The organism is Pseudomonas sp. Tun-23181, assembly GCF_057415455.1.
Genome location: NZ_CM171630.1, coordinates 3,643,747 through 3,664,321, shown reverse-complemented (window position 1 = coordinate 3,664,321; position 20,575 = coordinate 3,643,747). Strand labels below are relative to the sequence as shown.

At 65.5% G+C, this 20,575-nt stretch carries 19 protein-coding genes; 10 read left to right on the top strand and 9 right to left on the bottom strand.

All coding sequences use genetic code 11. From position 1 onward, the window contains the following. Positions 1 to 310 precede the first annotated feature (310 nt). Both tsaC and dprA read right to left on the bottom strand, forming a co-directional pair. Positions 311 to 868 carry an L-threonylcarbamoyladenylate synthase type 1 TsaC gene (gene tsaC, locus ACDI39_RS17430; protein ID WP_225789942.1) on the bottom strand — a complete coding sequence of 186 codons (558 nt, stop codon included), beginning with the start codon at positions 866 to 868 and terminating at the stop codon, positions 311 to 313. 37 nt (positions 869 to 905) lie between these two features. Next, positions 906 to 2,003, bottom strand: coding sequence for a DNA-processing protein DprA (dprA, locus tag ACDI39_RS17425; RefSeq protein ID WP_253168140.1), 1,098 nt, complete (start codon positions 2,001 to 2,003; stop codon positions 906 to 908). 209 nt (positions 2,004 to 2,212) lie between these two features. Between dprA and def the strand changes: the two genes are divergently transcribed. The 5 genes from def to ACDI39_RS17400 are packed head-to-tail and all read left to right on the top strand — an operon-like array spanning position 2,213 to position 6,747. Then, a complete protein-coding gene (gene def / locus ACDI39_RS17420; protein WP_225789940.1) occupies positions 2,213 to 2,719 on the top strand; it encodes a peptide deformylase in 507 nt (168 codons plus the stop codon). 60 nt (positions 2,720 to 2,779) lie between these two features. After that, a complete protein-coding gene (gene fmt / locus ACDI39_RS17415) occupies positions 2,780 to 3,712 on the top strand; it encodes a methionyl-tRNA formyltransferase (RefSeq protein WP_225789939.1) in 933 nt (310 codons plus the stop codon). Further along, positions 3,709 to 5,019: a 16S rRNA (cytosine(967)-C(5))-methyltransferase RsmB gene (gene rsmB, locus ACDI39_RS17410; protein ID WP_225789938.1), complete on the top strand. Its 1,311-nt coding sequence runs from the start codon at positions 3,709 to 3,711 to the stop codon at positions 5,017 to 5,019. Before fmt ends, rsmB begins: the two co-directional genes overlap by 4 nt. Before the next feature lie 25 nt (positions 5,020 to 5,044). Further along, positions 5,045 to 6,418 carry a Trk system potassium transporter TrkA gene (trkA, locus tag ACDI39_RS17405; RefSeq protein WP_225789937.1) on the top strand — a complete coding sequence of 458 codons (1,374 nt, stop codon included), beginning with the start codon at positions 5,045 to 5,047 and terminating at the stop codon, positions 6,416 to 6,418. Between the two features lie 11 nt (positions 6,419 to 6,429). After that, complete coding sequence (locus ACDI39_RS17400) at positions 6,430 to 6,747, top strand: tetratricopeptide repeat protein (protein ID WP_253102771.1); 318 nt, start codon at positions 6,430 to 6,432, stop codon at positions 6,745 to 6,747. 256 nt (positions 6,748 to 7,003) lie between these two features. Here ACDI39_RS17400 and ACDI39_RS17395 read toward each other — a convergent pair whose 3' ends face one another. Together ACDI39_RS17395 and ACDI39_RS17390 are read right to left on the bottom strand one after the other, a co-directional pair. Then, entirely contained in the window at positions 7,004 to 7,891 is an 888-nt protein-coding gene (locus ACDI39_RS17395; RefSeq protein WP_225789935.1) for a lysophospholipid acyltransferase, read from the bottom strand. Positions 7,892 to 7,932: 41 nt separating this feature from the next. Continuing rightward, positions 7,933 to 8,484: a DNA-3-methyladenine glycosylase I gene (locus tag ACDI39_RS17390; RefSeq protein WP_225789934.1), complete on the bottom strand. Its 552-nt coding sequence runs from the start codon at positions 8,482 to 8,484 to the stop codon at positions 7,933 to 7,935. Positions 8,485 to 8,567: 83 nt separating this feature from the next. Between ACDI39_RS17390 and glyQ the strand changes: the two genes are divergently transcribed. From glyQ to ACDI39_RS17370, 4 genes are read left to right on the top strand one after another with little or no spacing between them, the layout of a single operon-like run. Then, positions 8,568 to 9,515 (top strand): glycine--tRNA ligase subunit alpha, encoded by a 948-nt coding sequence (glyQ, locus tag ACDI39_RS17385; protein ID WP_225789933.1) that lies wholly within the window; start codon positions 8,568 to 8,570, stop codon positions 9,513 to 9,515. Further along, positions 9,512 to 11,566 (top strand): glycine--tRNA ligase subunit beta, encoded by a 2,055-nt coding sequence (gene glyS, locus ACDI39_RS17380; protein WP_225789932.1) that lies wholly within the window; start codon positions 9,512 to 9,514, stop codon positions 11,564 to 11,566. Before glyQ ends, glyS begins: the two co-directional genes overlap by 4 nt. 4 nt (positions 11,567 to 11,570) lie before the next feature. Next, complete coding sequence (gmhB, locus tag ACDI39_RS17375; RefSeq protein WP_225789931.1) at positions 11,571 to 12,101, top strand: D-glycero-beta-D-manno-heptose 1,7-bisphosphate 7-phosphatase; 531 nt, start codon at positions 11,571 to 11,573, stop codon at positions 12,099 to 12,101. 43 nt (positions 12,102 to 12,144) lie between these two features. Further along, on the top strand, positions 12,145 to 12,915 hold the full coding sequence (locus ACDI39_RS17370; protein WP_225789930.1) for a lysophospholipid acyltransferase family protein: 771 nt from the start codon (positions 12,145 to 12,147) through the stop codon (positions 12,913 to 12,915). Between the two features lie 180 nt (positions 12,916 to 13,095). Here the strand turns inward: ACDI39_RS17370 and ACDI39_RS17365 are convergent, their stop codons facing one another. Beyond that, positions 13,096 to 14,715 (bottom strand): MFS transporter, encoded by a 1,620-nt coding sequence (locus ACDI39_RS17365; RefSeq protein WP_225789929.1) that lies wholly within the window; start codon positions 14,713 to 14,715, stop codon positions 13,096 to 13,098. 96 nt (positions 14,716 to 14,811) lie between these two features. Continuing rightward, a complete protein-coding gene (locus ACDI39_RS17360) occupies positions 14,812 to 16,461 on the bottom strand; it encodes a GMC family oxidoreductase (protein ID WP_225789928.1) in 1,650 nt (549 codons plus the stop codon). Positions 16,462 to 16,632: 171 nt separating this feature from the next. Here ACDI39_RS17360 and ACDI39_RS17355 point away from each other — a divergent pair, with 171 nt between their 5' ends. Next, positions 16,633 to 17,520 (top strand): LysR family transcriptional regulator, encoded by an 888-nt coding sequence (locus tag ACDI39_RS17355; protein WP_225789927.1) that lies wholly within the window; start codon positions 16,633 to 16,635, stop codon positions 17,518 to 17,520. Here ACDI39_RS17355 and ACDI39_RS17350 read toward each other — a convergent pair. From ACDI39_RS17350 to ACDI39_RS17340, 3 genes are read right to left on the bottom strand one after another with little or no spacing between them, the layout of a single operon-like run. Continuing rightward, entirely contained in the window at positions 17,509 to 18,327 is an 819-nt protein-coding gene (locus ACDI39_RS17350; RefSeq protein WP_253081510.1) for a sulfite exporter TauE/SafE family protein, read from the bottom strand. The genes ACDI39_RS17355 and ACDI39_RS17350 overlap by 12 nt on opposite strands. Continuing rightward, on the bottom strand, positions 18,324 to 19,604 hold the full coding sequence (locus ACDI39_RS17345; RefSeq protein ID WP_253081509.1) for an NAD(P)/FAD-dependent oxidoreductase: 1,281 nt from the start codon (positions 19,602 to 19,604) through the stop codon (positions 18,324 to 18,326). Before ACDI39_RS17345 ends, ACDI39_RS17350 begins: the two co-directional genes overlap by 4 nt. Before the next feature lie 41 nt (positions 19,605 to 19,645). Further along, positions 19,646 to 20,530: an MBL fold metallo-hydrolase gene (locus ACDI39_RS17340; protein WP_225789924.1), complete on the bottom strand. Its 885-nt coding sequence runs from the start codon at positions 20,528 to 20,530 to the stop codon at positions 19,646 to 19,648. Positions 20,531 to 20,575 lie beyond the last annotated feature (45 nt).

Below are 20,575 nucleotides of genomic sequence, written 5' to 3'. Positions count from 1 at the left end.
CGGGGTGGTAAGCCGGGCAGGAGGCTAGTCCCGGTAGGCACGAAGCCTCCCGCGCACAGCCGCCATAGGCTGTGAACCGCCTGAAATATCCGGGTTACCACACCCGATCGCCAAGTTGTTCGGCGACGGTCTGGAGCCTAGAGGCAGGAGTTCCCACTGAGAAGGTGATGGCGGTCGACAGGGTTCGTAGGATATTTCCCGAATTGCGAGTCAGATAGCTATCTCAGGCCAGAATCAGAAAAGTCTGCGGGGTTTTCTGGGCGGGGCTTGCCCACGAATCGGGGGCGTAGCCCCCGCCGAGAACAACCGGTTACCCCGGTCGAACGACTTCCCCAGTCGCCAGATTGCGAATCACGCTCGGATGCTTGCGCCCCCCCAGCGCCCCACCCAGCACCAGGTCCAGCTGGCCATGGAAATACTGCTCCACCCGCAACCGGCTCTTGGCCGCCGGGCGCCCGCCGGGGTTGGCGGAGGTCGAGATCAGCGGCCCTACCAACGCGCACAGCTCCCGCACCAGCGGATGATCGCTGACCCGCAGCGCCACGGTGTCATGCTCCCCGGTCACCCACTCGGGCAACAGGTCCTGATGCGGCACCAGCCAGGTGTTCGGCCCCGGCCAGGTACTGCCCATGCGGTCGATCCAGTCCTGTGGAAAATCCTCGAACAGGAAATCGAACTGGCGGATATTGTCGGCCACCAGGATCAGCCCCTTGTCCACAGGCCGCGACTTGAGCGCCAGCAGGCGATACACCGCGTCTTCGTTCCACGGGTCGCAGCCCAGGCCCCAGACCGCCTCCGTCGGATAGGCGATCACCGCGCCCGCCCGAATCTCACGTGCGGCTTGTTGCACACGCCAACTGCTCACCATCGTCGTCTCTCCGCATAAAGGCTGACGCGCAGTTTACTTAGCCGGCCCGGGCAAACCAACGCCCGGCTTCATTACCGACCCGCCCCTGCAGTTCGAGCTCGGTGAGGCTGGCCAGCACCTGGGCCAGCGGCTGGCCGCTGCGCTGGGCGAGCCCTTCGCTGGTCTGGGGGGCCGCCAGGAGCAGGGCGAGCAACGGATGATCGGGTTCGTCCACAGGCGCGGGAGGCAGGTTCTGCCAGCCGCGCAGGCTTTCCAGGATCTGTTCCACGCTTTCCACCAGCAGCGCGCCGTCGCGGATCAGTTGGTGACAGCCCTTGGCACCGGGATGATGGATCGAACCTGGAATCGCATAGACCTCCCGCCCCTGCTCGGCAGCCAGCCGGGCAGTGATCAGCGAGCCGCTGGCCAGGCTCGCCTCCACCACCAGCACGCCCAACGACAAGCCGCTGATGATCCGATTGCGCCGGGGGAAGTTGCCAGCGAGCGGCCCGGCATCGAGGGGATACTCGGAAACGAGCGCGCTGCCCCTGTCGATAATCGCCTGGGCCAACTCACGGTGGCGCTGTGGATAAAGTTTTTGCAGGCCCGTGCCAAGCACGGCGATCGTCTGCCCTTCGGCCTCCAGCGCGGCCCGATGAGCGGCGCCATCCACCCCCAGCGCCAGCCCGCTGGTGATGGTGAAACCAGCCCGGGCCAGGCACCGGGCAAACGCAGCAGCGGTATCCAGGGCAGGGGGTGAAGCACGTCTACTCCCAACGATAGCCAGCTGTGGCCGCTCCAGCAAAGCCGGGTTGCCCGCGACGAAAAGCAGCGGTGGAGCATCGTCCGTTTCGGCCAGCAAGGCCGGATAGGCAGGGTCGTCCCACATCAGCAAATGCCGCTCGGGCCGCTCTAGCCAGGCCATTGCGGCGTTGGCGCCGTCACGCACCTCGGCGCTGCGACGGGCCTCGGCACAGGCTGCGGGCAACCCCAGCGAACGCCACGCGCTGGCCGGCGCCGTGAGTGCCGACGAGGCGCTGCCGAAGGCTTCGATCAGGGTACGCAAGCGCCGCGCCCCCACTTCGGGAAGACGATGCAGGCGCAATCGCGCCTCCAGTTCGGCAGGTGGGCAAGCGGCGCAAAAAGGTGGGGTCATGGCGGATCATCCTTGATCGACAGAGGGGTATCCACGTGGCACAACCTGTGGATAACTTTGTTGATAATACTTTGACAACCTGTCCATCGAATGAGGGACGAGGCGTCCTTTCACACCCTAGCCGAGCTTTGCCAGGTGCCGAATTCCCCGTTTCCCTTTATTATGTGTGTTCAGTTTTCAACCGAACGCACAGTGACTGCCTGACCCCTATGGCCATTCTGAACATTCTCGAATTCCCGGACCCGCGCCTGCGCACCATCGCCAAACCGGTGACGGAAGTCGACGACGCCCTGCGCCAGCTGATCGATGACATGTTTGAAACCATGTACGAAGCCCCTGGCATCGGCCTGGCCGCCACCCAGGTCAACGTGCACAAGCGCGTGGTGGTCATGGACCTGAGCGAGGACCGCAGCGAGCCGCGCGTGTTCATCAACCCCGAGATCGAGGAACTGACCCACGACATGGGCCAGTACCAGGAAGGTTGCCTGTCGGTGCCTGGCTTCTACGAGAACGTCGACCGCCCGCTGCGTGTCAGGGTCAAGGCCCTGGACCGCGATGGCAAGCCCTACGAGCTGGAGGCCGAGGGCCTGCTGGCGGTGTGCATCCAGCATGAGTGCGACCACCTCAACGGCAAGCTGTTCGTCGATTACCTGTCACAGCTCAAACGCGACCGGATCAAGAAGAAGCTGGAAAAGCAGCACCGCCAGCAAGCCTGATCCACCCCTTCCAGAAGGCTTGCCACGGCAAGCCTTTTTCTTTTTTGAAGCGAGAACTCCATGCGCATCGTCTTCGCAGGCACTCCAGAGTTTGCCGCCGAACACCTCAAGGCCTTGCTCGACAGCCCCTATGACGTGGTGGCCGTCTACACCCAGCCGGACCGCCCGGCCGGGCGTGGCCAGAAGCTCATGCCCAGCCCGGTCAAGCAACTGGCCTTGGCCCACGACATCCCGGTGTTCCAGCCGCCGACCCTGCGCAGCGCCGAGGCCCAGGCAGAGCTCGCCGCGCTCGCCCCAGACCTGATGGTGGTGGTCGCCTATGGCCTGATCCTGCCCCAGGCGGTGCTCGATATCCCGCGCCTGGGCTGCATCAACAGCCACGCCTCCTTGCTGCCGCGCTGGCGCGGCGCGGCGCCGATCCAGCGCGCCGTGGAAGCGGGCGACGCCGAGAGCGGCGTCACCGTGATGCGCATGGAGGCCGGCCTGGACACAGGCCCGATGCTGCTCAAGGTGGTCACCCCCATCGGCGCCGAGGACACCGGCGGCAGCCTGCACGACCGCCTCGCCGAGATGGGCCCACCCGCCGTGGTGCAGGCCATCGCCGGCCTTGCCGATGGCAGCCTGCAAGGCGAGGTGCAGGACGATGCCCTGGCCACCTATGCACACAAGCTGAACAAGGACGAGGCGCGCATCGACTGGAGCCGCCCGGCTGTCGAGCTGGAACGTCTGATCCGTGCCTTCAACCCGTGGCCGGTGTGCCACAGCACCCTCGACGGGGAAAGCGTGAAGGTCCTGGCCGCGACCTTGTCCACAGGCACGGGCACCCCCGGCGAGATCCTCAGCGCCAGCAAGGATGGCCTGGTGGTCGCCTGCGGCGAGCAGGCGCTGTGCCTGACCCGCCTGCAACTGCCCGGCGGCAAGGCCCTGGGCTTTAGCGACCTGTTCAACAGCCGCCGCGAGAAGTTCGCCAGCCACAAGGTACTCGGCCAATGAACCCACGCCTGGCCGCCGCCCGCGCCCTGGCCGCCGTGCTCAGTGGCAAGGCCTCGCTGAACAGCTCGTTGCCGGCGCAGTTGGACAAGGTCGAGGACCGTGACCGGGGCCTGGTCCAGGACCTGGCCTTCGGCACCGCCCGCTGGCAACCACGCCTGGACCTGCTGGCCGCGCAGTTGCTGCAAAAGCCCTTCAAGGCCACCGACAGCGACGTGCAGGCGTTGCTGCTGGTCGGCCTGTATCAGCTGTTCTATACGCGCATCCCGGCCCACGCTGCCATCGGCGAGACCGTCGGCTGCGCCGACAAACTGAAGAAGCCTTGGGCCAAGGGCTTGCTCAATGCCGTGCTGCGCCGCGCCCAGCGCGAAGGCGAGGGCATCCTCGCGGGCATGGCGCGCGACCCGGTGGTACGCACCGCTCACCCACGCTGGCTGCAGAAGTCGCTCAAGGCCTTCTGGCCCGAGCAGTGGGAGGCCATCTGCGCCGCCAACAATGCCCATCCGCCGATGATCCTGCGGGTCAACCGTCGCCACCACAGCCGCGACGCCTACCTGGCCCTGCTGGCCGAGGCCGGTATCGCCGCCAGCCCCTGCCGGTACAGCCGCGACGGTATCCTGCTGGCCGAGGCCTGCGACGTACGCGGCCTGCCGGGTTTCGCCGAAGGCTGGGTCAGCGTGCAGGATGAAGCCGCGCAACTGGCCGCCGACCTGCTGGAGCTGGCACCCGGGCAGCGCGTGCTGGATGCCTGCTGCGCACCGGGTGGCAAGACCTGCCACCTGCTCGAAGCCGAGGCCGGCCTGGGCGAGGTCGTGGCCATCGACCTGGAAGAGAAGCGCCTGGCGCGGGTCCGCGAGAACCTCGAGCGCCTGGGCCTCGACGCCCGGCTGATCGCCTGCGATGCCCGCGACACCGCCAGTTGGTGGGACGGCAAGCCGTTCCAGCGCATCCTGCTGGACGCTCCGTGCTCGGCCACCGGCGTGATCCGCCGCCACCCGGACATCAAGCTGACCCGCCAGGCCGACGACATTCCGGCCCTGGCCGCCCTGCAAGGCGAGCTGCTCGATGCCCTGTGGCCGACCCTGGAAGTCGGTGGCATGCTGCTCTACGCGACCTGCTCGAGCCTGCCGACGGAAAACACCGACGTGATCGACGCCTTCCTCGCCCGCACCCCAGGCGCCCGCGAGCTGGACCTGGCGACCGAGGCTGGCCTGCGCCAATCCCATGGTCGCCAGTTGCTGGCCCAGGAAGGCGGCCACGACGGCTTCTACTATGCCAAGCTGATCAAGATCGCCGCCTCGCGCGGATAAGCAAGCACAAGGACCAGGACTCGCGATGAAGATCATCATCCTCGGCGCAGGGCAGGTAGGCGGTACGCTGGCAGAACACCTGGCCAGCGAAGCCAACGACATCACCGTGGTCGACACCGACGGCGACCGACTGCGCGACCTCGGCGACCGCCTCGACATCCGCACCGTGCAGGGCCGTGGCTCACTGCCCACGGTGCTGCGCCAGGCCGGTGCCGACGATGCCGACATGCTGGTGGCGGTGACCAACAGCGACGAGACCAACATGGTGGCCTGCCAGGTCGCCTACACGTTGTTCCACACGCCGACCAAGATCGCCCGGGTGCGTGAATCCGCCTACCTGACGCGCGCCGAGCTGTTCGACAACGAAGCCATCCCGGTGGACGTGCTGATCAGCCCCGAGCAGGTGGTGACCAACTACATCAAGCGCCTGATCGAGCACCCCGGTGCCCTGCAGGTGATCGACTTCGCCGAGGGCAAGGCCCAGCTGGTGGCGGTCAAGGCCTACTACGGTGGCCCCCTGGTGGGCCAGCAACTGCGCCAGATCCGCGCCCACATGCCGAGCATCGATACCCGCGTGGCGGCGATCTTCCGCCGCGACCGGCCGATCAAGCCCCATGGCGACACGGTGATCGAGGCCGACGACGAAGTCTTCTTCATCGCCGCCAGGGGCCACATCCGCGCGGTGATGGGCGAGCTGCGCCGTATCGACGAAACCAACAAGCGCGTGGTCATCGCCGGTGGCGGGCAGATCGGCGAACGCCTGGCCGAGGCCATCGAGAGCCGCTACCAGGTGAAGATCATCGAGATGAGCCCGGCGCGTTGCCGCCACCTCTCCGACACCCTGGAAAGCACCGTGGTCCTGCAGGGCAGCGCCTCGGACAAGGACCTGATGCTCGAGGAGAACATCTCCGACGCCGACGTGTTCCTGGCCCTGACCAACGACGACGAGGCCAACATCATGTCCTCGCTGCTGGCCAAGCGCCTGGGTGCACGCAAGGTGATGACGCTGATCAACAACCCGGCCTATGTCGACCTGGTCCAGGGCGGCGACATCGATATCGCCATCAGCCCGCAGTTGGCCACCATCGGCACCCTGCTGGCCCACGTGCGCCGTGGCGACATCGTCAGCGTGCATTCCCTGCGCCGTGGTGCGGCCGAGGCCATCGAAGCGGTGGCCCATGGCGACTCGAAGTCGAGCAAGGTGATCGGCAAGGCCATCGAGGACATCGCCCTGCCGCCGGGCACCACCATCGGCGCGATCATCCGCGACGAGGAAGTGCTGATCGCCCACGACGACACGGTGATCGAGGCGGGCGACCATGTGATCCTGTTCGTTGTGGATAAGAAGCATATCCGTGACGTGGAGAAGCTGTTCCACGTGGGGCTGAGTTTCTTCTAGGAGGAAGCAGCATGCGCGAATCACTGGAGAAGATGCTGGCCAAGGGTGTGGACAACGCCCTGCTGCGATTCGGCCTGGGCAAGGCCTGGCTCGACGAAGGCAACGGTGCCGAGGCGGCCGTGCACCTGGCGCGTTGCGTCGAGCATGATCCGAAGTATTCGGCGGCATGGAAGCTGCTGGGCAAGGCGTACCAGCTGCAGGGCGACCTGGCGGCGGCGCGCAAGGCCTGGGAGGAGGGGATCGTGGCGGCGCAGGGCCATGGCGACAAGCAGGCCGAGCGGGAGATGATGGTGTATCTCAAGAGGCTGGATAAAGCGCCGAAGCCCTGAAAAACCTTGCAGGGCGCCGTGCCGCTTCAGAACGTTCAGTTGCCTTTGGGGCCGCTTCGCGCCCCATCGCCGGCAAGCCGGCTCCCACAGGGGTGGCCAGTGCTGCGCGCAAATCATGTGGCATGCAGGGGACGCTGTGGGAGATTACCCAACCTTTGGGCTGCGCTAGTGGCTTTACGCGGCCCCTGTGGGAGCCGGCTTGCCGGCGATGGGCTGCAAAGCAGCCCCAAATGGCAGGCATCGGGCCCAGTGCCACTCAGTACCAGCGCGCCTCGCCCGCCGGGCGCTTCTTGAAGCGTTTCATGCTCCACATATACTGGCTCGGGTACTCGCGCACATAGCGTTCGACCACCTTGCTCATGGCCGCCGCCGACACCGTCACGTCCTCGCTGTACATCTCCTGCGGCGCCGCCTCCAGGAACACCTTGAACCCCGACCCATCGGGCAGGCGCAGGGCATGCAGGAACACCCCCACGGCCTTGCCGCCGGCCAGCATGTTCGGCACGAACTTGCTGGTCAGGGCCTGGGTGCCGAGGAACGGCACGAACACCCCGGCGGACTCGGCCGGCTCCGGGTCGGCGGGAATGCCCACCTGGCCGCCACGGCGCACTTCCTTGATCACGCTGAGGATGCCTTCCTTGGTCGAAGGCGCCACCCGGTTGCCCATCTGCACCCGCTGCTCGCGCAGCAGGTCGTCCACCGCCTTCAACTTGGGCGGGCGGTAGAAGATGATCGGCTTGCACTGGCTGCAATAGAAGTGGTTCAGCACCTCCCAGTTGCCCAGGTGGCTGGTGATGCCGACCACGCCCTTGCCCGAGGCCAGGGCCTGCTCCAGCACTTCCAGGCCGTGCACCTCCTTGACCAGCTCCAGCGAACGCTGCGGTGGCCAGATCCAGGCACAGGCGCTCTCGACGAAGGACTTGCCGATGTCCATCAGCGCACGGCCGACGAGCTTCTCGCGTTCGGCCGGGTCCATCTCCGGGAAGCACTTGGCCAGGTTGATGCGCACCACGTTGCGCGAGCCGTTGGGGACCTTCCACATGAGCCAGCCGATACCCGCGCCGACGCGCTGTACCGCGCTCCAGGGCAGCTTGGCGAACAGTCGCAGCACCCCGACCATCAGGGCGCCCTTGAATTTTTCCACAGGCCGATTCCTTATTTCTGCAAGGCGCGCATTGTAACCTTTCAGCGCAGCAGGGCGGCGTAGCGATCGCAGTCGGTGGTGTGGTCCATGACCATGCCGGTGGCCTGCATGAAGGCGTAGCAGATGGTCGGGCCGACAAAGGTGAAACCGGCTTTCTGCAGGGCCTTGCTCATGGCCCTGGCCTCGTCGGTGACCGCCGGCACTTCGCTACGGTCCTTGAAATGGTTGACCTTCGGCACACCGCCGACGAACGACCACAGCCATTCGCCAGGGTTATCCACAGCCAGCCAGGCCCGGGCATTGCGCCGGGCGGCGTTGAGCTTGAGGCGGTTGCGGATGATGCCGGGGTCGAGCATCAGTGCGTCGATCCGTTCGTCGCTCATCTGCGCAAGCTGCACCGGGTCGAAGCCGTGCAGCACTTGCCGGTAGCGCTCGCGCTTCTTCAATACGGTGATCCAGGAGAGCCCGGCCTGGAACCCTTCGAGCAAAAGCATCTCGAAGAGCAACGCCGGGTCACGCTGCGGCGTTCCCCACTCCTGGTCGTGATAGGCCTGGTACAACGGATCGTCGGTACACCAAAAGCAGCGTGGCATAAGGCTCCAATGAGTAGAGGGCGAGGCGAATCAGGTTATACTCCCGCTCTTTACATCCGCATCCCCAGATACAGGTGAATTTCGTGAGCCAGCCTACGCCAGCCGTGCGTACCTTCCAAGACCTGATCCTCGCCCTGCAGCAGTACTGGGCGGAGCAAGGTTGTGTGGTGCTTCAGCCCTACGATATGGAAGTAGGCGCCGGCACATTCCATACCGCCACCTTCCTGCGCGCCGTCGGCCCGGAAACCTGGAACGCCGCCTATGTGCAGCCCAGCCGTCGTCCAGGCGACGGGCGGTATGGCGAGAACCCCAACCGCCTGCAGCACTACTACCAGTTCCAGGTGGTGCTCAAGCCGAACCCGGCCAACTTCCAGGAGCTGTACCTGGGCTCGCTGAAGGCGATCGGCCTGGATCCGCTGGTCCACGACATCCGCTTCGTCGAAGACAACTGGGAATCGCCGACCCTCGGTGCCTGGGGCCTGGGTTGGGAAATCTGGCTCAACGGCATGGAAGTCACCCAGTTCACCTACTTCCAGCAGGTCGGCGGCATCGAGTGCTACCCGGTCACCGGTGAGATCACCTATGGCCTGGAGCGCCTGGCCATGTACATCCAGGGCGTCGACTCGGTGTACGATCTGGTCTGGGCCGATGGCCCGTTCGGCAAGGTCACCTACGGCGATGTGTTCCACCAGAACGAGGTGGAGCAGTCGACCTACAACTTCGAGCACGCCAACGTCGACAAGCTGTTCGAACTGTTCGACTTCTACGAAAGCGAAGCCAACCGCCTGATCAAGCTGGAACTGCCGCTGCCGACCTACGAAATGGTCCTGAAGGCTTCCCATACCTTCAACCTGCTCGACGCCCGCCGCGCCATCTCGGTGACCGAGCGTCAGCGCTACATCCTGCGCGTGCGTACCCTGGCCCGGGACGTGGCGCAAAGCTATCTGCAAGCCCGTGCGCGCCTGGGCTTCCCGATGGCCACCCCTGAACTGCGTGACGAAGTGTTGGCTAAGCTGGAGGCTGCACAATGAGTGCTCAAGATTTTCTGGTCGAACTGGGCACCGAAGAGCTGCCACCCAAGGCCCTCGCCAGCCTGGGCGACGCCTTCCTGGCCGGTATCGAGAAAGGCCTGCAGGCCGCTGGCCTGAACTACACCGGCAAGCAGGTCTATGCCGCCCCGCGTCGCCTGGCCGTGCTGATCCGTCAGCTGGACGTGCAGCAGCCTGACCGCAGCATCAATATCGACGGCCCGCCCCGCCAGGCCGCCTTCGACGCCGAGGGCAACCCGACCCAGGCCGCCCTGGGCTTCGCCAAGAAGTGCGGCGTCGACCTCGCCGAGATCGACCAGAGCGGCGCCAAGCTGCGCTTCTCCCAGCACATCCCGGGCAAGCCGACCACCAGCCTGTTGCCGACCATCGTCGAGGATTCGCTCAACGACCTGCCGATCCCCAAGCGCATGCGCTGGGGCGCCAGCCGCGAAGAGTTCGTGCGCCCGACCCAGTGGCTGGTGATGCTGCTCGGTGACCAGGTGGTCGACTGCACCCTCCTCGCCCAGCAGGCCGGTCGCGAGTCCCGTGGCCACCGCTTCCACCACCCGCAGAATGTGGTCATCACCACCCCGGCCAACTACGTCGAGGACCTGCGCAAGGCCTACGTGCTGGCCGATTTCGCCGAGCGCCGCGAACTGATCGCCAAGCGTGTCGCCGAGCTGGCCCTGCAGCAGGAAGGCAGCGCTATCGTGCCGCCGGCGCTGCTGGACGAAGTGACCGCCCTGGTCGAGTGGCCGGTGCCGCTGGTCTGCTCGTTCGAGGAGCGTTTCCTCGAGGTGCCGCAGGAAGCGCTGATCACCACCATGCAGGACAACCAGAAGTACTTCTGCCTGCTGGACAGCGAAGGCAAGCTGCTGCCGCGCTTCATCACCGTGGCCAACGTCGAGAGCCACGATCCGAAGCAGATCGTGCTGGGCAACGAGAAGGTCGTGCGTCCGCGCCTGACCGACGCCGAGTTCTTCTTCAAGCAAGACAAGAAGCAGCCGCTGGAAACCTTCAACGAGCGCCTGAAGAACGTGGTGTTCCAGGCCCAGTTGGGCACGGTCTACGACAAGGCCGAGCGCGTTTCCAAGCTGGCCGCGTTCATCGCCCCGCGCATCGGCGGCGATGCCCAGCGTGCTGGCCGCGCGGGCTTGCTGTCCAAGTGCGACCTGGCCACCGAGATGGTCGGCGAATTCCCTGAAATGCAGGGGATCGCCGGCTACTACTACGCCCTCAACGATGGCGAGCCGGAAGACGTCGCCCTGGCCCTGAACGAGCAGTACATGCCGCGCGGTGCCGGCGCCGAGCTGCCACAGACCCTGACCGGCGCCGCCGTGGCGGTGGCCGACAAGCTCGACACCCTGGTCGGCATCTTCGGCATCGGCATGCTGCCCACCGGCAGCAAGGACCCGTACGCCCTGCGCCGTGCCGCCCTGGGCGTGCTGCGCATCCTGATCGAGAAGCAGCTGGACCTGGACCTGACCGAAGCCGTGGACTTCGCCGTCGCCCAGTACGGCGCCAAGGTCAAGGCCGCTGGCCTTTCCGAGCAGGTGCTGGAGTTCGTCTTCGACCGCCTGCGTGCGCGTTACGAGGACGAAGGCATCGATGTCGCCACCTACCTCGCGGTACGGGCCCTCAAGCCAGGTTCGGCGCTCGACTTCGACCAACGTGTGCAGGCTGTGCAGGCGTTCCGCAAGCTGCCGGAGGCCGAGGCCCTGGCAGCGGTGAACAAGCGCGTGTCGAACCTGCTGGGCAAGGCCGAAGGCGCCATCGCCGAACAGGTCGAGCCGAAGTACTTCGACAATGCCAACGAGTTCTCCTTGTACTCGGCGATCCAGCAGGCCGACCAGGCCGTGCAGCCCATGGCTGCGGCGCGCCAGTACAGCGAGACCCTGGCTCGCCTGGCAGCCCTGCGCGACCCGGTCGACGCCTTCTTCGAGGCGGTGATGGTCAACGCCGAGGACGCCAAGGTGCGCGCCAACCGTTATGCCCTGCTCAGCCGCCTGCGCGGCCTGTTCCTGGGCGTGGCCGACATCTCGCTGCTGGGGTAAGGCCTTGAAGCTGCTGATTCTTGATCGGGACGGAGTGATCAACTTCGACTCCGACGCCTACATCAAGTCGCTGGAGGAGTGGATCCCCATCCCCGGCTCGATCGAGGCCATCGCGCAGTTGAGCAAGGCGGGCTGGACGGTGGCCGTGGCCACCAACCAGTCCGGCATTGCCCGCGGCTACTACCCGCTGGAAACCCTCGAGGCCATGCATGCGCGCCTGCGCGCGCTGGTGGCCGAGCAGGGCGGCGAGGTGGGCTACATCGTGCATTGCCCGCACGGGCCGGATGATGGCTGCGATTGCCGCAAGCCCAAGCCCGGCATGCTGCGGGCGATCGCCGAGCACTACCAGGCCGACCTCTCCGGCGTCTGGTTCGTCGGCGACAGCCAAGGTGACCTGGAGGCCGCCCTGGCCGTCGGTGCACAACCGGTGCTGGTGAAGACCGGCAAGGGTGAACGGACGCTGGAAAAAGGCGTCCCCCAAGCCACACTGGTTTTTGATGATTTGGCGGCCATCGCCAGAGAACTTACTCGATAGTGCGCCGCCTGGCGCACTTTTTCATAAGGCGGTACATGCCACTATGTCGATCCTGCAGGCGATCAGAGTCTTTCTTTTTTACCTGCTGCTGGGCACCAGTTCGTTGCTGTGGTGCACCCTGAGCTTCTTTGTCGCGCCCTTCTTGCCGTTCCGTAAACGCTACCGCTTCATCAACGTCTACTGGTGCCGTTTCGCCGTTGGGCTGGCGTGGGTCGTGCTGGGGATCCGCTACAAGATCACCGGCGCCGAGAACGTGCCGAAAGAGCCCTGCGTGATCCTCTCCAACCACCAGAGCACCTGGGAGACGTTCTTCCTCTCGGCCTACTTCGAGCCCTTGAGCCAGGTGCTCAAGCGCGAGCTGCTCTATGTACCGTTCTTCGGCTGGGCCATGGCCATGCTGCGGCCCATCGCCATCGACCGGAACAACCCGAAAGAGGCCTTGCGCCACGTCGCCAGCAAAGGCGACGAACTGCTCAAGCAGGGCGTGTGGGTGCTGATCTTCCCCGAGGGTACCCGCGTGCCCCATGGCCAGGTCGGCAAGTTCTCCCGCGGCGGTACCGCCCTGGCGGTGAACGCCGGGCTACCGGTGCTGCCAGTGGCGCATAACGCCGGCAAGTTCTGGCCACGTGATGGCTGGGGCAAGCGCCCGGGTACCATCGAGGTGGTGATTGGCGAACCGATGTATCCGGTAGGTACCGGCCCACGGGCGATTGCCGAACTCAACGAGCGTGCCCAGGCCTGGAACGAAGCGGCCCAGCGGGCCATGGGTTCGCTGCCGCCGGTGGCGGAAAATCCGGCGCAGCAGAGTGCCTGACGATCTGTGGATAACTTGTGAGCAATTTTTGGATTAGCGGTGTAGAAAATAATGCAACTCGTTGAATTCATTACTTATTTCAACGAGCGTCATTTTTCTGGAAATCGTGCATAAGTTTTTTCGCAGGCATAAGAAAACCGGCTTTTACAGCCGGTTTTTTTTAGCGGCCGCTATTGGCCATCAGACCTTGTCGATATCCACATCCCGAGTCTCCTTCAGGCAGAAGATCCCCACCACCAGGCTCACCCCGGTGATCAGCACCGGATACCAAAGCCCGTAGAAGATATCCCCGGTATACACCACCAGCGCGAACGACACGGTCGGCAGGAAGCCCCCGAACCAGCCATTGCCGATGTGGTAGGGCAGTGACATGGAGGTGTAGCGGATGCGGGTCGGGAACAGTTCGACCATCACCGCCGCCAACGGCCCGTAGGTCATGGTGGCAATGAGGATCATGGCCACGATCAGCACCACCACCATCACCTGGTTGACCTGTTCCGGATCCGCCGTGGCCGGGTAGCCAGCCAGGTCGATGGCCGCGCGCATGGCTGCCTCGTCGAAGCCGGTGATGGTCTTGTCGCCGATGCTCACCACCACGTCGGACCCGGTGGCATCCACCGAGCTGTAGGGCAGGCCCTGCTTGACCAGGAAGGTCTTGACCTTGTCGCAAGGGCTGTCGAAGCGCGCCTTGCCGACCGGGTCGAACTGGAAGGTGCAGCCCTGCGGATCGGCCGTGACGACGATGGGGGCCTGGCGGCTGGCGGCATCGATCTGCGGGTTGGCGTAATAGCTCAGGCCCTTGAACAGTGGGAAGTAGGCCAGCGTGGCCAGGAGCAGGCCAAGCATCAGGATCGGCTTGCGCCCGACCCGGTCCGACAACCAGCCGAAGAACACGAAGAACGGTGCCCCGATCACCACGCTGATGATCAGCAGCGTGTTGGCCTGGGCCGGGTCCATCTTGAGCATCTGGGTCATGAAGAACAGCACGTAGAACTGTGCCGTGTAGAAGGTCACGGCCTGGCCGGCGTTGATGCTGAACAGCGCGGTCAGCACCACCTTGAGGTTCGGCCAGGAGGTGAACGACTCACGGATCGGCGACTTGCTCACCTTGCCCTGGGCTTTCATTTTCACGAAGGCTGGGGACTCGTGCATGCTCATGCGGATCCAGGTGGAAATCCCCAGCAGCACGATCGACAGCAGGAACGGCAGCCGCCAGCCCCAGGTTTCGAACTGGTCGCCGCTGATATAACGGCTGCCCAGCACCACGACCAGCGACAGCAGCAGGCCGAGGGTGGCGGTGGACTGGATGAACCCGGTATGGAAACCGCGCTTGCCGGGCGGCGCATGTTCGGCCACGTAGGTCGCCGCGCCACCGTATTCACCGCCCAGGGCCAGGCCCTGGAGCATGCGCAGCACCACCAGGATGATCGGTGCGGCGATGCCGATGCTGGCGTAGGTGGGCAGCAGGCCGACGGCGAAGGTCGACAGGCCCATCAGCACGATGGTCACCAGGAAGGTGTACTTGCGCCCGATCATGTCGCCCAGGCGGCCGAACACCAAGGCGCCGAAGGGCCGCACCAGGAAGCCGGCAGCGAAGGCCATGAGGGCGAAGATGAAGGCGGTGGTGTCGTTGACGCCGGCGAAGAACTGCTTGCTGATCACCGCGGCCAGCGCACCGTAGAGAAAAAAGTCATACCACTCGAACACCGTCCCGAGGGATGACGCGAAAATGATCTTGCGTTCCTCGCGTCGGCTGTCGCTGGTCGCCGCCGCGCCTTGCTCTTGGATGTAATCCGACATCGTTGCTGTCCTCGGCCCGCAGGCCACAGTGATTATTCTTGTTGTCCACTGTCGGCGGCCTCTGACCGCAAGCCGCCGGTGTTGCACGCACCCGGGTCAGGGCGTCGGTATCGCGTTTGCGTCGTTGAAGTTGATCTGGGTAGCAGCCCCCTTGAGGATCAGTTGCGCCGCCTTCTCGGCGATCATCAATGTGGGTGAACAGGTATTGCCGGAGACGATCTGCGGCATGATCGAGGCGTCGGCCACCCGCAGGCCAGGGACGCCATGAACGCGCAGCTGGCTGTCGACGACGTCCAGCGGGCCATTGCCCATGCGGCAGGTACCGACCGGGTGGAAGATGGTGGTGCCGATCCGGCCAGCGGCTTCGTGCAGTTGTTCTTCGGTGTGCAGGGCCGGGCCGGGCAGGTACTCGCGAGGCTCGAAGGCGGCCAGGGCAGGGGCCTGGACGATGCGCCGGGTGATACGGATGGCCTCGGCGGCCACGCGCAGGTCGTACGGGTCGCTCAGGTAGTTGGGATCGATCAGCGGCGCGGCGTTCATGTCTGCCGAACGGATGTCGATACGGCCCCGGCTGGCCGGGCGCAGGTTGCATACCGAGGCGGTGAACGCCGGGAAACGGTGCAAGGGTTCGCCGAAGCGCTCCAACGACAGCGGCTGCACGTGGTATTGCAGGTTGGGGGTGGCCTGCTCGGGCCCGGAGCGCACGAACGCGCCCAGCTGGCTCGGCGCCATGGCCAACGGGCCGCTGCGATCGTAAAGGTAGCGCAGGCCCATACCCAGCTTGCCCCACAAGCTGTTAGCCATCTGGTTGAGGGTGCGGGTATTGCGCACCTCGTAGATCAGGCGCAATTGCAGGTGGTCCTGCAGGTTTCCGCCGACACCGGCCAGCTCGTGGCGCACACCGATGCCGAGGCCTTCGAGCAGCTTGCGCGGGCCGATGCCGGAACGTTGCAGGATCCCGGGGGAACCGACGGCGCCCGCGCAGAGGATGATCTCGCGGCGCGCCCTGAACTCATGCCAGGCGCCTTGCCAGCGCGCCTTGACCGCCGTGGCGCGGGTGTTGTCCAGCAGCACCTGGTCGACCTGCACGTCGGTCAGCACGGTGAGGTTGGGGCGCCGTTGCACCGGCCGCAGGAAGGCCTTGGCGGAGTTCCAGCGCACGCCGCTGCGCTGGTTGACCTGGAAGTAACCGCAGCCAGCGTTGTCGCCGGTATTGAAGTCGGGCACCTTGGCAATGCCGCTCTGTTCGGCGGCATCGCGGAAGGCATCGAGGATCGGCCAGCTGTAGCGCTGCTGTTCGACCCGCCATTCACCCTCGGCACCGTGGCTGTCGCTGGCGCCGGCGAAGTGGTGCTCGCTGGCCTTGAACAGCGGCAGCACGTCCTTCCAGGCCCAGCCCTCGTTGCCTTGCTCGGCCCAGCGATCATAGTCGGCAGCCTGGCCGCGCATGTAGATCATGCCGTTGATCGACGAGCAGCCTCCCAGCACCTTGCCCCGTGGATACCCCAGGCTGCGACCGCCCAGGCCGGGCTGCGCCTCGGTCTTGAAGCACCAGTCGGTGCGCGGGTTGCCGATGCAGTAGAGGTAACCGACGGGAATGTGGATCCAGGGATAGGTGTCGCGGCCACCGGCCTCGAGCAGCAGCACGCGGCAGGCAGGGTCGGCGGACAAGCGGTTGGCCAACAGGCAACCGGCAGGGCCAGCGCCTACGACCACGTAGTCGAAGACAGAATCGGCTGATGGCATGTGCAACCTCGCGCCTGATTTTTATTCTTGTCCCGGACCATCTTATTGATTAATTTCGCCGAGGAAACACGAGATTTCGCGCAGCCGCTGTGCGTTTTAGCACAGCGCTCACAGCCACGGCGCCGCTCCTGCAAAACGAAGCGGCACCGTCCGAAATGCACAGGGACAAGCATGTTCGACTGGAATGATCTGCGGTTTTTCCTCGAGTTACAGCGCAGCGGCCGCCTGCTCACTGCCGCCAAGCGCCTCAACACCACCCACAGCACCGTGGCCCGGCACATCGAGAGCATCGAGAAGAGCCTGGGTACCGCCCTGTTCGTCCAGCACGCCCAGGGCTATGAACTCACCCCGTCCGGCCAGGCCTTGCTCAAGCATGCCGAGGCGATGGAGAACGTCGCCTTGCTGGCCCAGGAGGAAATCACCCAGGCCATCACGCCCCTGGGCAAGATCCGCCTGGGGGTCACCGAAGGCATCGGCATCATGTTCTTCACCCCACGCATGAGCGCGCTGTTCGAGCGCTACCCGGGGCTCGAGGTGGAGTTGGTGGCGGTGCCGCGCTTCGTCAGCATCCTCAACCGCGAGGCGGAAATCAGCATCCACCTGGAACGGCCCAGCGCCGATTTGCTCATCACCCGCAAGCTCACCGACTACCGCCTGGCCCTTTACGCCAGCCAGGAATACCTCGACCACGCTCCGCCCCTGCGCAACCGCGAGGACCTGGCCCGGCACAGCTGGATCGGCTACGTCGACGACCTGCTGTTCAGCCAGGAGCTGCTGTTTCTCAACAGTTTCTGCCGGGCCCCCAACGTAGCGTTTCGCAGCACCAGCGTGATCGCCCAGCAGCATGCCGCCCGCGCAGGCCTGGGCATCGCCGTGCTGCCCAACTACATGGCCCGGCACGACCCCACCTTGGTGCGGGTGCTGCCTAGCGAAACCATCCAGCGCAGCTACTGGATCTGCACCCGCCGCGAGCTGCACAAGTCGGTGCGCCTGCGGGTGGTCTGGGACTACCTGCTGGCCCTGTGCGCGGCGGAGCAGGCCGAGCTGCTAGCCGAGTAGCGCCTTGCCGGCCAGCAACACGGCGGCACCGATCCCTGCCAAGGCGAACAGTTGCTGCAGCCGCGGCCCGGCCAGTTTCGCCGCCAGCGGCCGCGCCAGCAGCAGGCCGAGCACCGCACCGACGGCGAACGGGGCACCCAGCCGCCAGTGCACCACGCCTGCCAGGCTGGCACTGGCCACGCTACCGGCAGACACCAGGGCGATCACCGCCAGCGAGGTGACGACGATGCTCTTCATGTCCAGGTTGGTGTAGCGGTTCAACGCTGGGATGATGACGAAGCCGCCCCCCACGCCGAGCAGGCCGGACAGCAAGCCCGAGAGCACACCCGTGAAGGCCAGGGCGCGTGCGCAGGGCAGGGTCCAGCGCAGCCGTCCCTGCTGTGGGTTGAGCACGCAGGGCATGATCTGCCGCTCGCCACAGGGCGAATCGCCACGCATCTGGCGCCTGGCCTTGCGCCAGATGCGCAGACAGGCGTACACCAGCACTGCGGCGAACACCAGGGCCAGGGGCGTATTGGGCAAACGATGCGCCAGCATCAGCCCGAACGGTGCCGTGACGATGCCAATGGCGGCAATGAACAGCGCCGCCCGGTAGCGCACCAGGCCCTGGCGCAGGCCCAACCCGGCGCCGACCGCCGCCGCCAGGCCCACCGCCAGCAAGCCGATGGGCGCTGCCTCGACCATGCTCAGGCCCAGGCCGAACACCAGCAAGGGCACCGCCAGGATGCCGCCACCGGCACCGGTCAGCGCCAGCACCGCGCCAATGATCGCCCCCAGGCCTGCCCCGAGGAATTGATGTTCGATCACTGCACAGCCTCGGCCTTCATGGGTTGCGGCCGCGCCAGCCACTCCCGGCCCTTGAGCATGGCCTGCCAGTACAGTGGCGGCAGTACTCGCGCCTTGAGCAGCCAGGCCAGGCGGGTCGGCTGGCGCCCATCGAGCAGCCAGCGAGGGAAGCTCGGCGCCACCTTGCCGCCATAGGTGAATTCGGCCAGGACGATCTTGCCGCGCTCGACGGTCAATGGGCAGGAGCCATAGCCATCGTACTGGGCCAAGGTCGGCAGACGGCCCAGGGCGACCAGGACATTGTTGGCCACGACCGGTGCCTGTTTGCGCGCTGCGGCGGCGGTCTTGGCATTGCTGGTGTTGGTCACGTCCCCCAGGGCGTGGATATTGGCGAACCGACGATGGCGCAGGCTGTGCGGATCGACATCGACCCAGCCCGCGGCATCGGCCAGCGGACTTTGCTGGATGAAATCCGGTGCCACCTGTGGCGGCACCACGTGGAGCATGTCGAAGGCCTCGACGTGGGTTTGCGTGCTGCCGTCGGGCAGGGTACGCACGAACGTGGCGCGCTTGCCGGGCCCGTCCACGGCCACCAGGCGATGGGCGTAGTTGAGGTCGACGCCGTACCTGTCGATGTAGGCCATCAGGGCCGGCACATAGTCGGCCACGCCGAACAGCACGGTGCCGGCATTGAAGAAACTCGCCTTGACCGCGCCCAGGTGGCCTTGGCGCAACCAATGGTCGCAAGACAGGTACAGGGCCTTCTGTGGCGCACCCGCGCACTTGATCGGCATCGGCGGCTGGGTGAACAGGGCTCGGCCTTGCTTGAGGTTGCTCACCAACTGCCAGGTGTAAGGCGCCAGATCGTATCGGTAGTTGGACGTGACGCCGTTGCGGCCCAGGGTTTCGTTCAAGCCCTCGATGGCGTTCCAATCGAGCTTGAGGCCGGGGCACACCACCAGCTGTTCGTAGCTGACGGCGCGACCATCTTCGAGGCGGACCGTTTGTCCGTGAGGGTCGAAACCTGCGACACTCGCCTTGATCCAGCGTACGCCCCGCGGCATGGTCGAGGCCATGGTACGGGCGGTGGCCGGGGCCTGGAACACACCGGCACCGACCATGGTCCAGCCAGGCTGGTAGTAATGAACGTCGGCCGGGTCGATCAGCGCGATATCGAGGGACGGGTCACGGCTGACCAGGCTGGAGGCGGTGGCGATACCGGCGGCACCGGCACCGACGATGACCACCTTGTGGTGGTCGGTGCATGAGGCATCGGCAGGGGACTGCAAGGCAGGCATGGCGGTGTTTCCTTGAAATAGTCGTTATAGGGCCAAGGTGCTCAGAGCACATTCAGCGGGATCTTCAGATAGCGCACGCCGTTGTCTTCGGGCTCGGGCAACTGGCCGCTGCGCATGTTGACCTGCACCGACGGCAGGATCAGCACAGGCATGTCGAGGGTGGCATCGCGGGCTTCGCGCATGGTCACGAAGCTGTCCTCGCTGACGCCTTCGTGAATGTGGATATTGCTGGCGCGCTGCTCGGCCACGGTGGTGACGTAGCGCAGCTCACGCCCACCGGGCAGGTAGTCGTGGCACATGAACAGGCGGGTCTGGTCGGGGAACGCCAGCAGGCGCCGGATCGAGCGGTACAGGGTGCGCGCATCGGCCCCCGGGAAGTCGCAGCGGGCTGTGCCGTAGTCGGGCATGAACAGGGTGTCGCCGACGAACACGGCGATCTCGCCGCCATCCTCGACCACGTAGCTCATGCAGGCCGGGGTATGGCCGGGCGTATGCAAGGCACGGGCACGCAGGTTACCGATCAGGAAGACTTCCTCGTCTTCGAGCAGCACGTCGAACTGGCTGCCATCACGGGCAAAGCCCGGCTCGGCGTTGAACAGCGCGCCGAAGGTCTTCTGCACCTGGGTGATCCGCGCACCGATGGCCACATGGCCGCCGAGCTTGTCCTTGAGGTAGGCCGCGGCCGACAGGTGATCGGCGTGTACATGGGTCTCCAGGATCCACTGGACCTTGGCCCCCAGCGCCTCGACCCGAGCGATCAACCTGTCCGCCGACTCGCTGCAGGTGCGCCCGGACTTGGGGTCGTAGTCCAACACGCTGTCGATCAGCGCGCAGTGGCGCGTCTCGCCGTCCATCACCAGGTAACTGATGGTCGAGGTCACCTCGTCGAACAAGGCTTCCACATGAAGGTTGCTGCCGATGATCATTGCGCTCTCCAGGGTTTATCCACCGTGCCTTCATAGAGGCGTAGG

Coding starts and splice junctions, on each gene's coding strand:
- tsaC (WP_225789942.1), bottom strand. CDS start 868: ATGGTGAGCAGTTGGCGTGTGCAACAAGCCGCACGTGAGATTCGGGCG.
- dprA (WP_253168140.1), bottom strand. CDS start 2,003: ATGACCCCACCTTTTTGCGCCGCTTGCCCACCTGCCGAACTGGAGGCG.
- def (WP_225789940.1), top strand. CDS start 2,213: ATGGCCATTCTGAACATTCTCGAATTCCCGGACCCGCGCCTGCGCACC.
- fmt (WP_225789939.1), top strand. CDS start 2,780: ATGCGCATCGTCTTCGCAGGCACTCCAGAGTTTGCCGCCGAACACCTC.
- rsmB (WP_225789938.1), top strand. CDS start 3,709: ATGAACCCACGCCTGGCCGCCGCCCGCGCCCTGGCCGCCGTGCTCAGT.
- trkA (WP_225789937.1), top strand. CDS start 5,045: ATGAAGATCATCATCCTCGGCGCAGGGCAGGTAGGCGGTACGCTGGCA.
- ACDI39_RS17400 (WP_253102771.1), top strand. CDS start 6,430: ATGCGCGAATCACTGGAGAAGATGCTGGCCAAGGGTGTGGACAACGCC.
- ACDI39_RS17390 (WP_225789934.1), bottom strand. CDS start 8,484: ATGCCACGCTGCTTTTGGTGTACCGACGATCCGTTGTACCAGGCCTAT.
- glyS (WP_225789932.1), top strand. CDS start 9,512: ATGAGTGCTCAAGATTTTCTGGTCGAACTGGGCACCGAAGAGCTGCCA.
- ACDI39_RS17370 (WP_225789930.1), top strand. CDS start 12,145: ATGTCGATCCTGCAGGCGATCAGAGTCTTTCTTTTTTACCTGCTGCTG.
- ACDI39_RS17365 (WP_225789929.1), bottom strand. CDS start 14,715: ATGTCGGATTACATCCAAGAGCAAGGCGCGGCGGCGACCAGCGACAGC.
- ACDI39_RS17360 (WP_225789928.1), bottom strand. CDS start 16,461: ATGCCATCAGCCGATTCTGTCTTCGACTACGTGGTCGTAGGCGCTGGC.
- ACDI39_RS17355 (WP_225789927.1), top strand. CDS start 16,633: ATGTTCGACTGGAATGATCTGCGGTTTTTCCTCGAGTTACAGCGCAGC.
- ACDI39_RS17345 (WP_253081509.1), bottom strand. CDS start 19,604: ATGCCTGCCTTGCAGTCCCCTGCCGATGCCTCATGCACCGACCACCAC.
- ACDI39_RS17340 (WP_225789924.1), bottom strand. CDS start 20,530: ATGATCATCGGCAGCAACCTTCATGTGGAAGCCTTGTTCGACGAGGTG.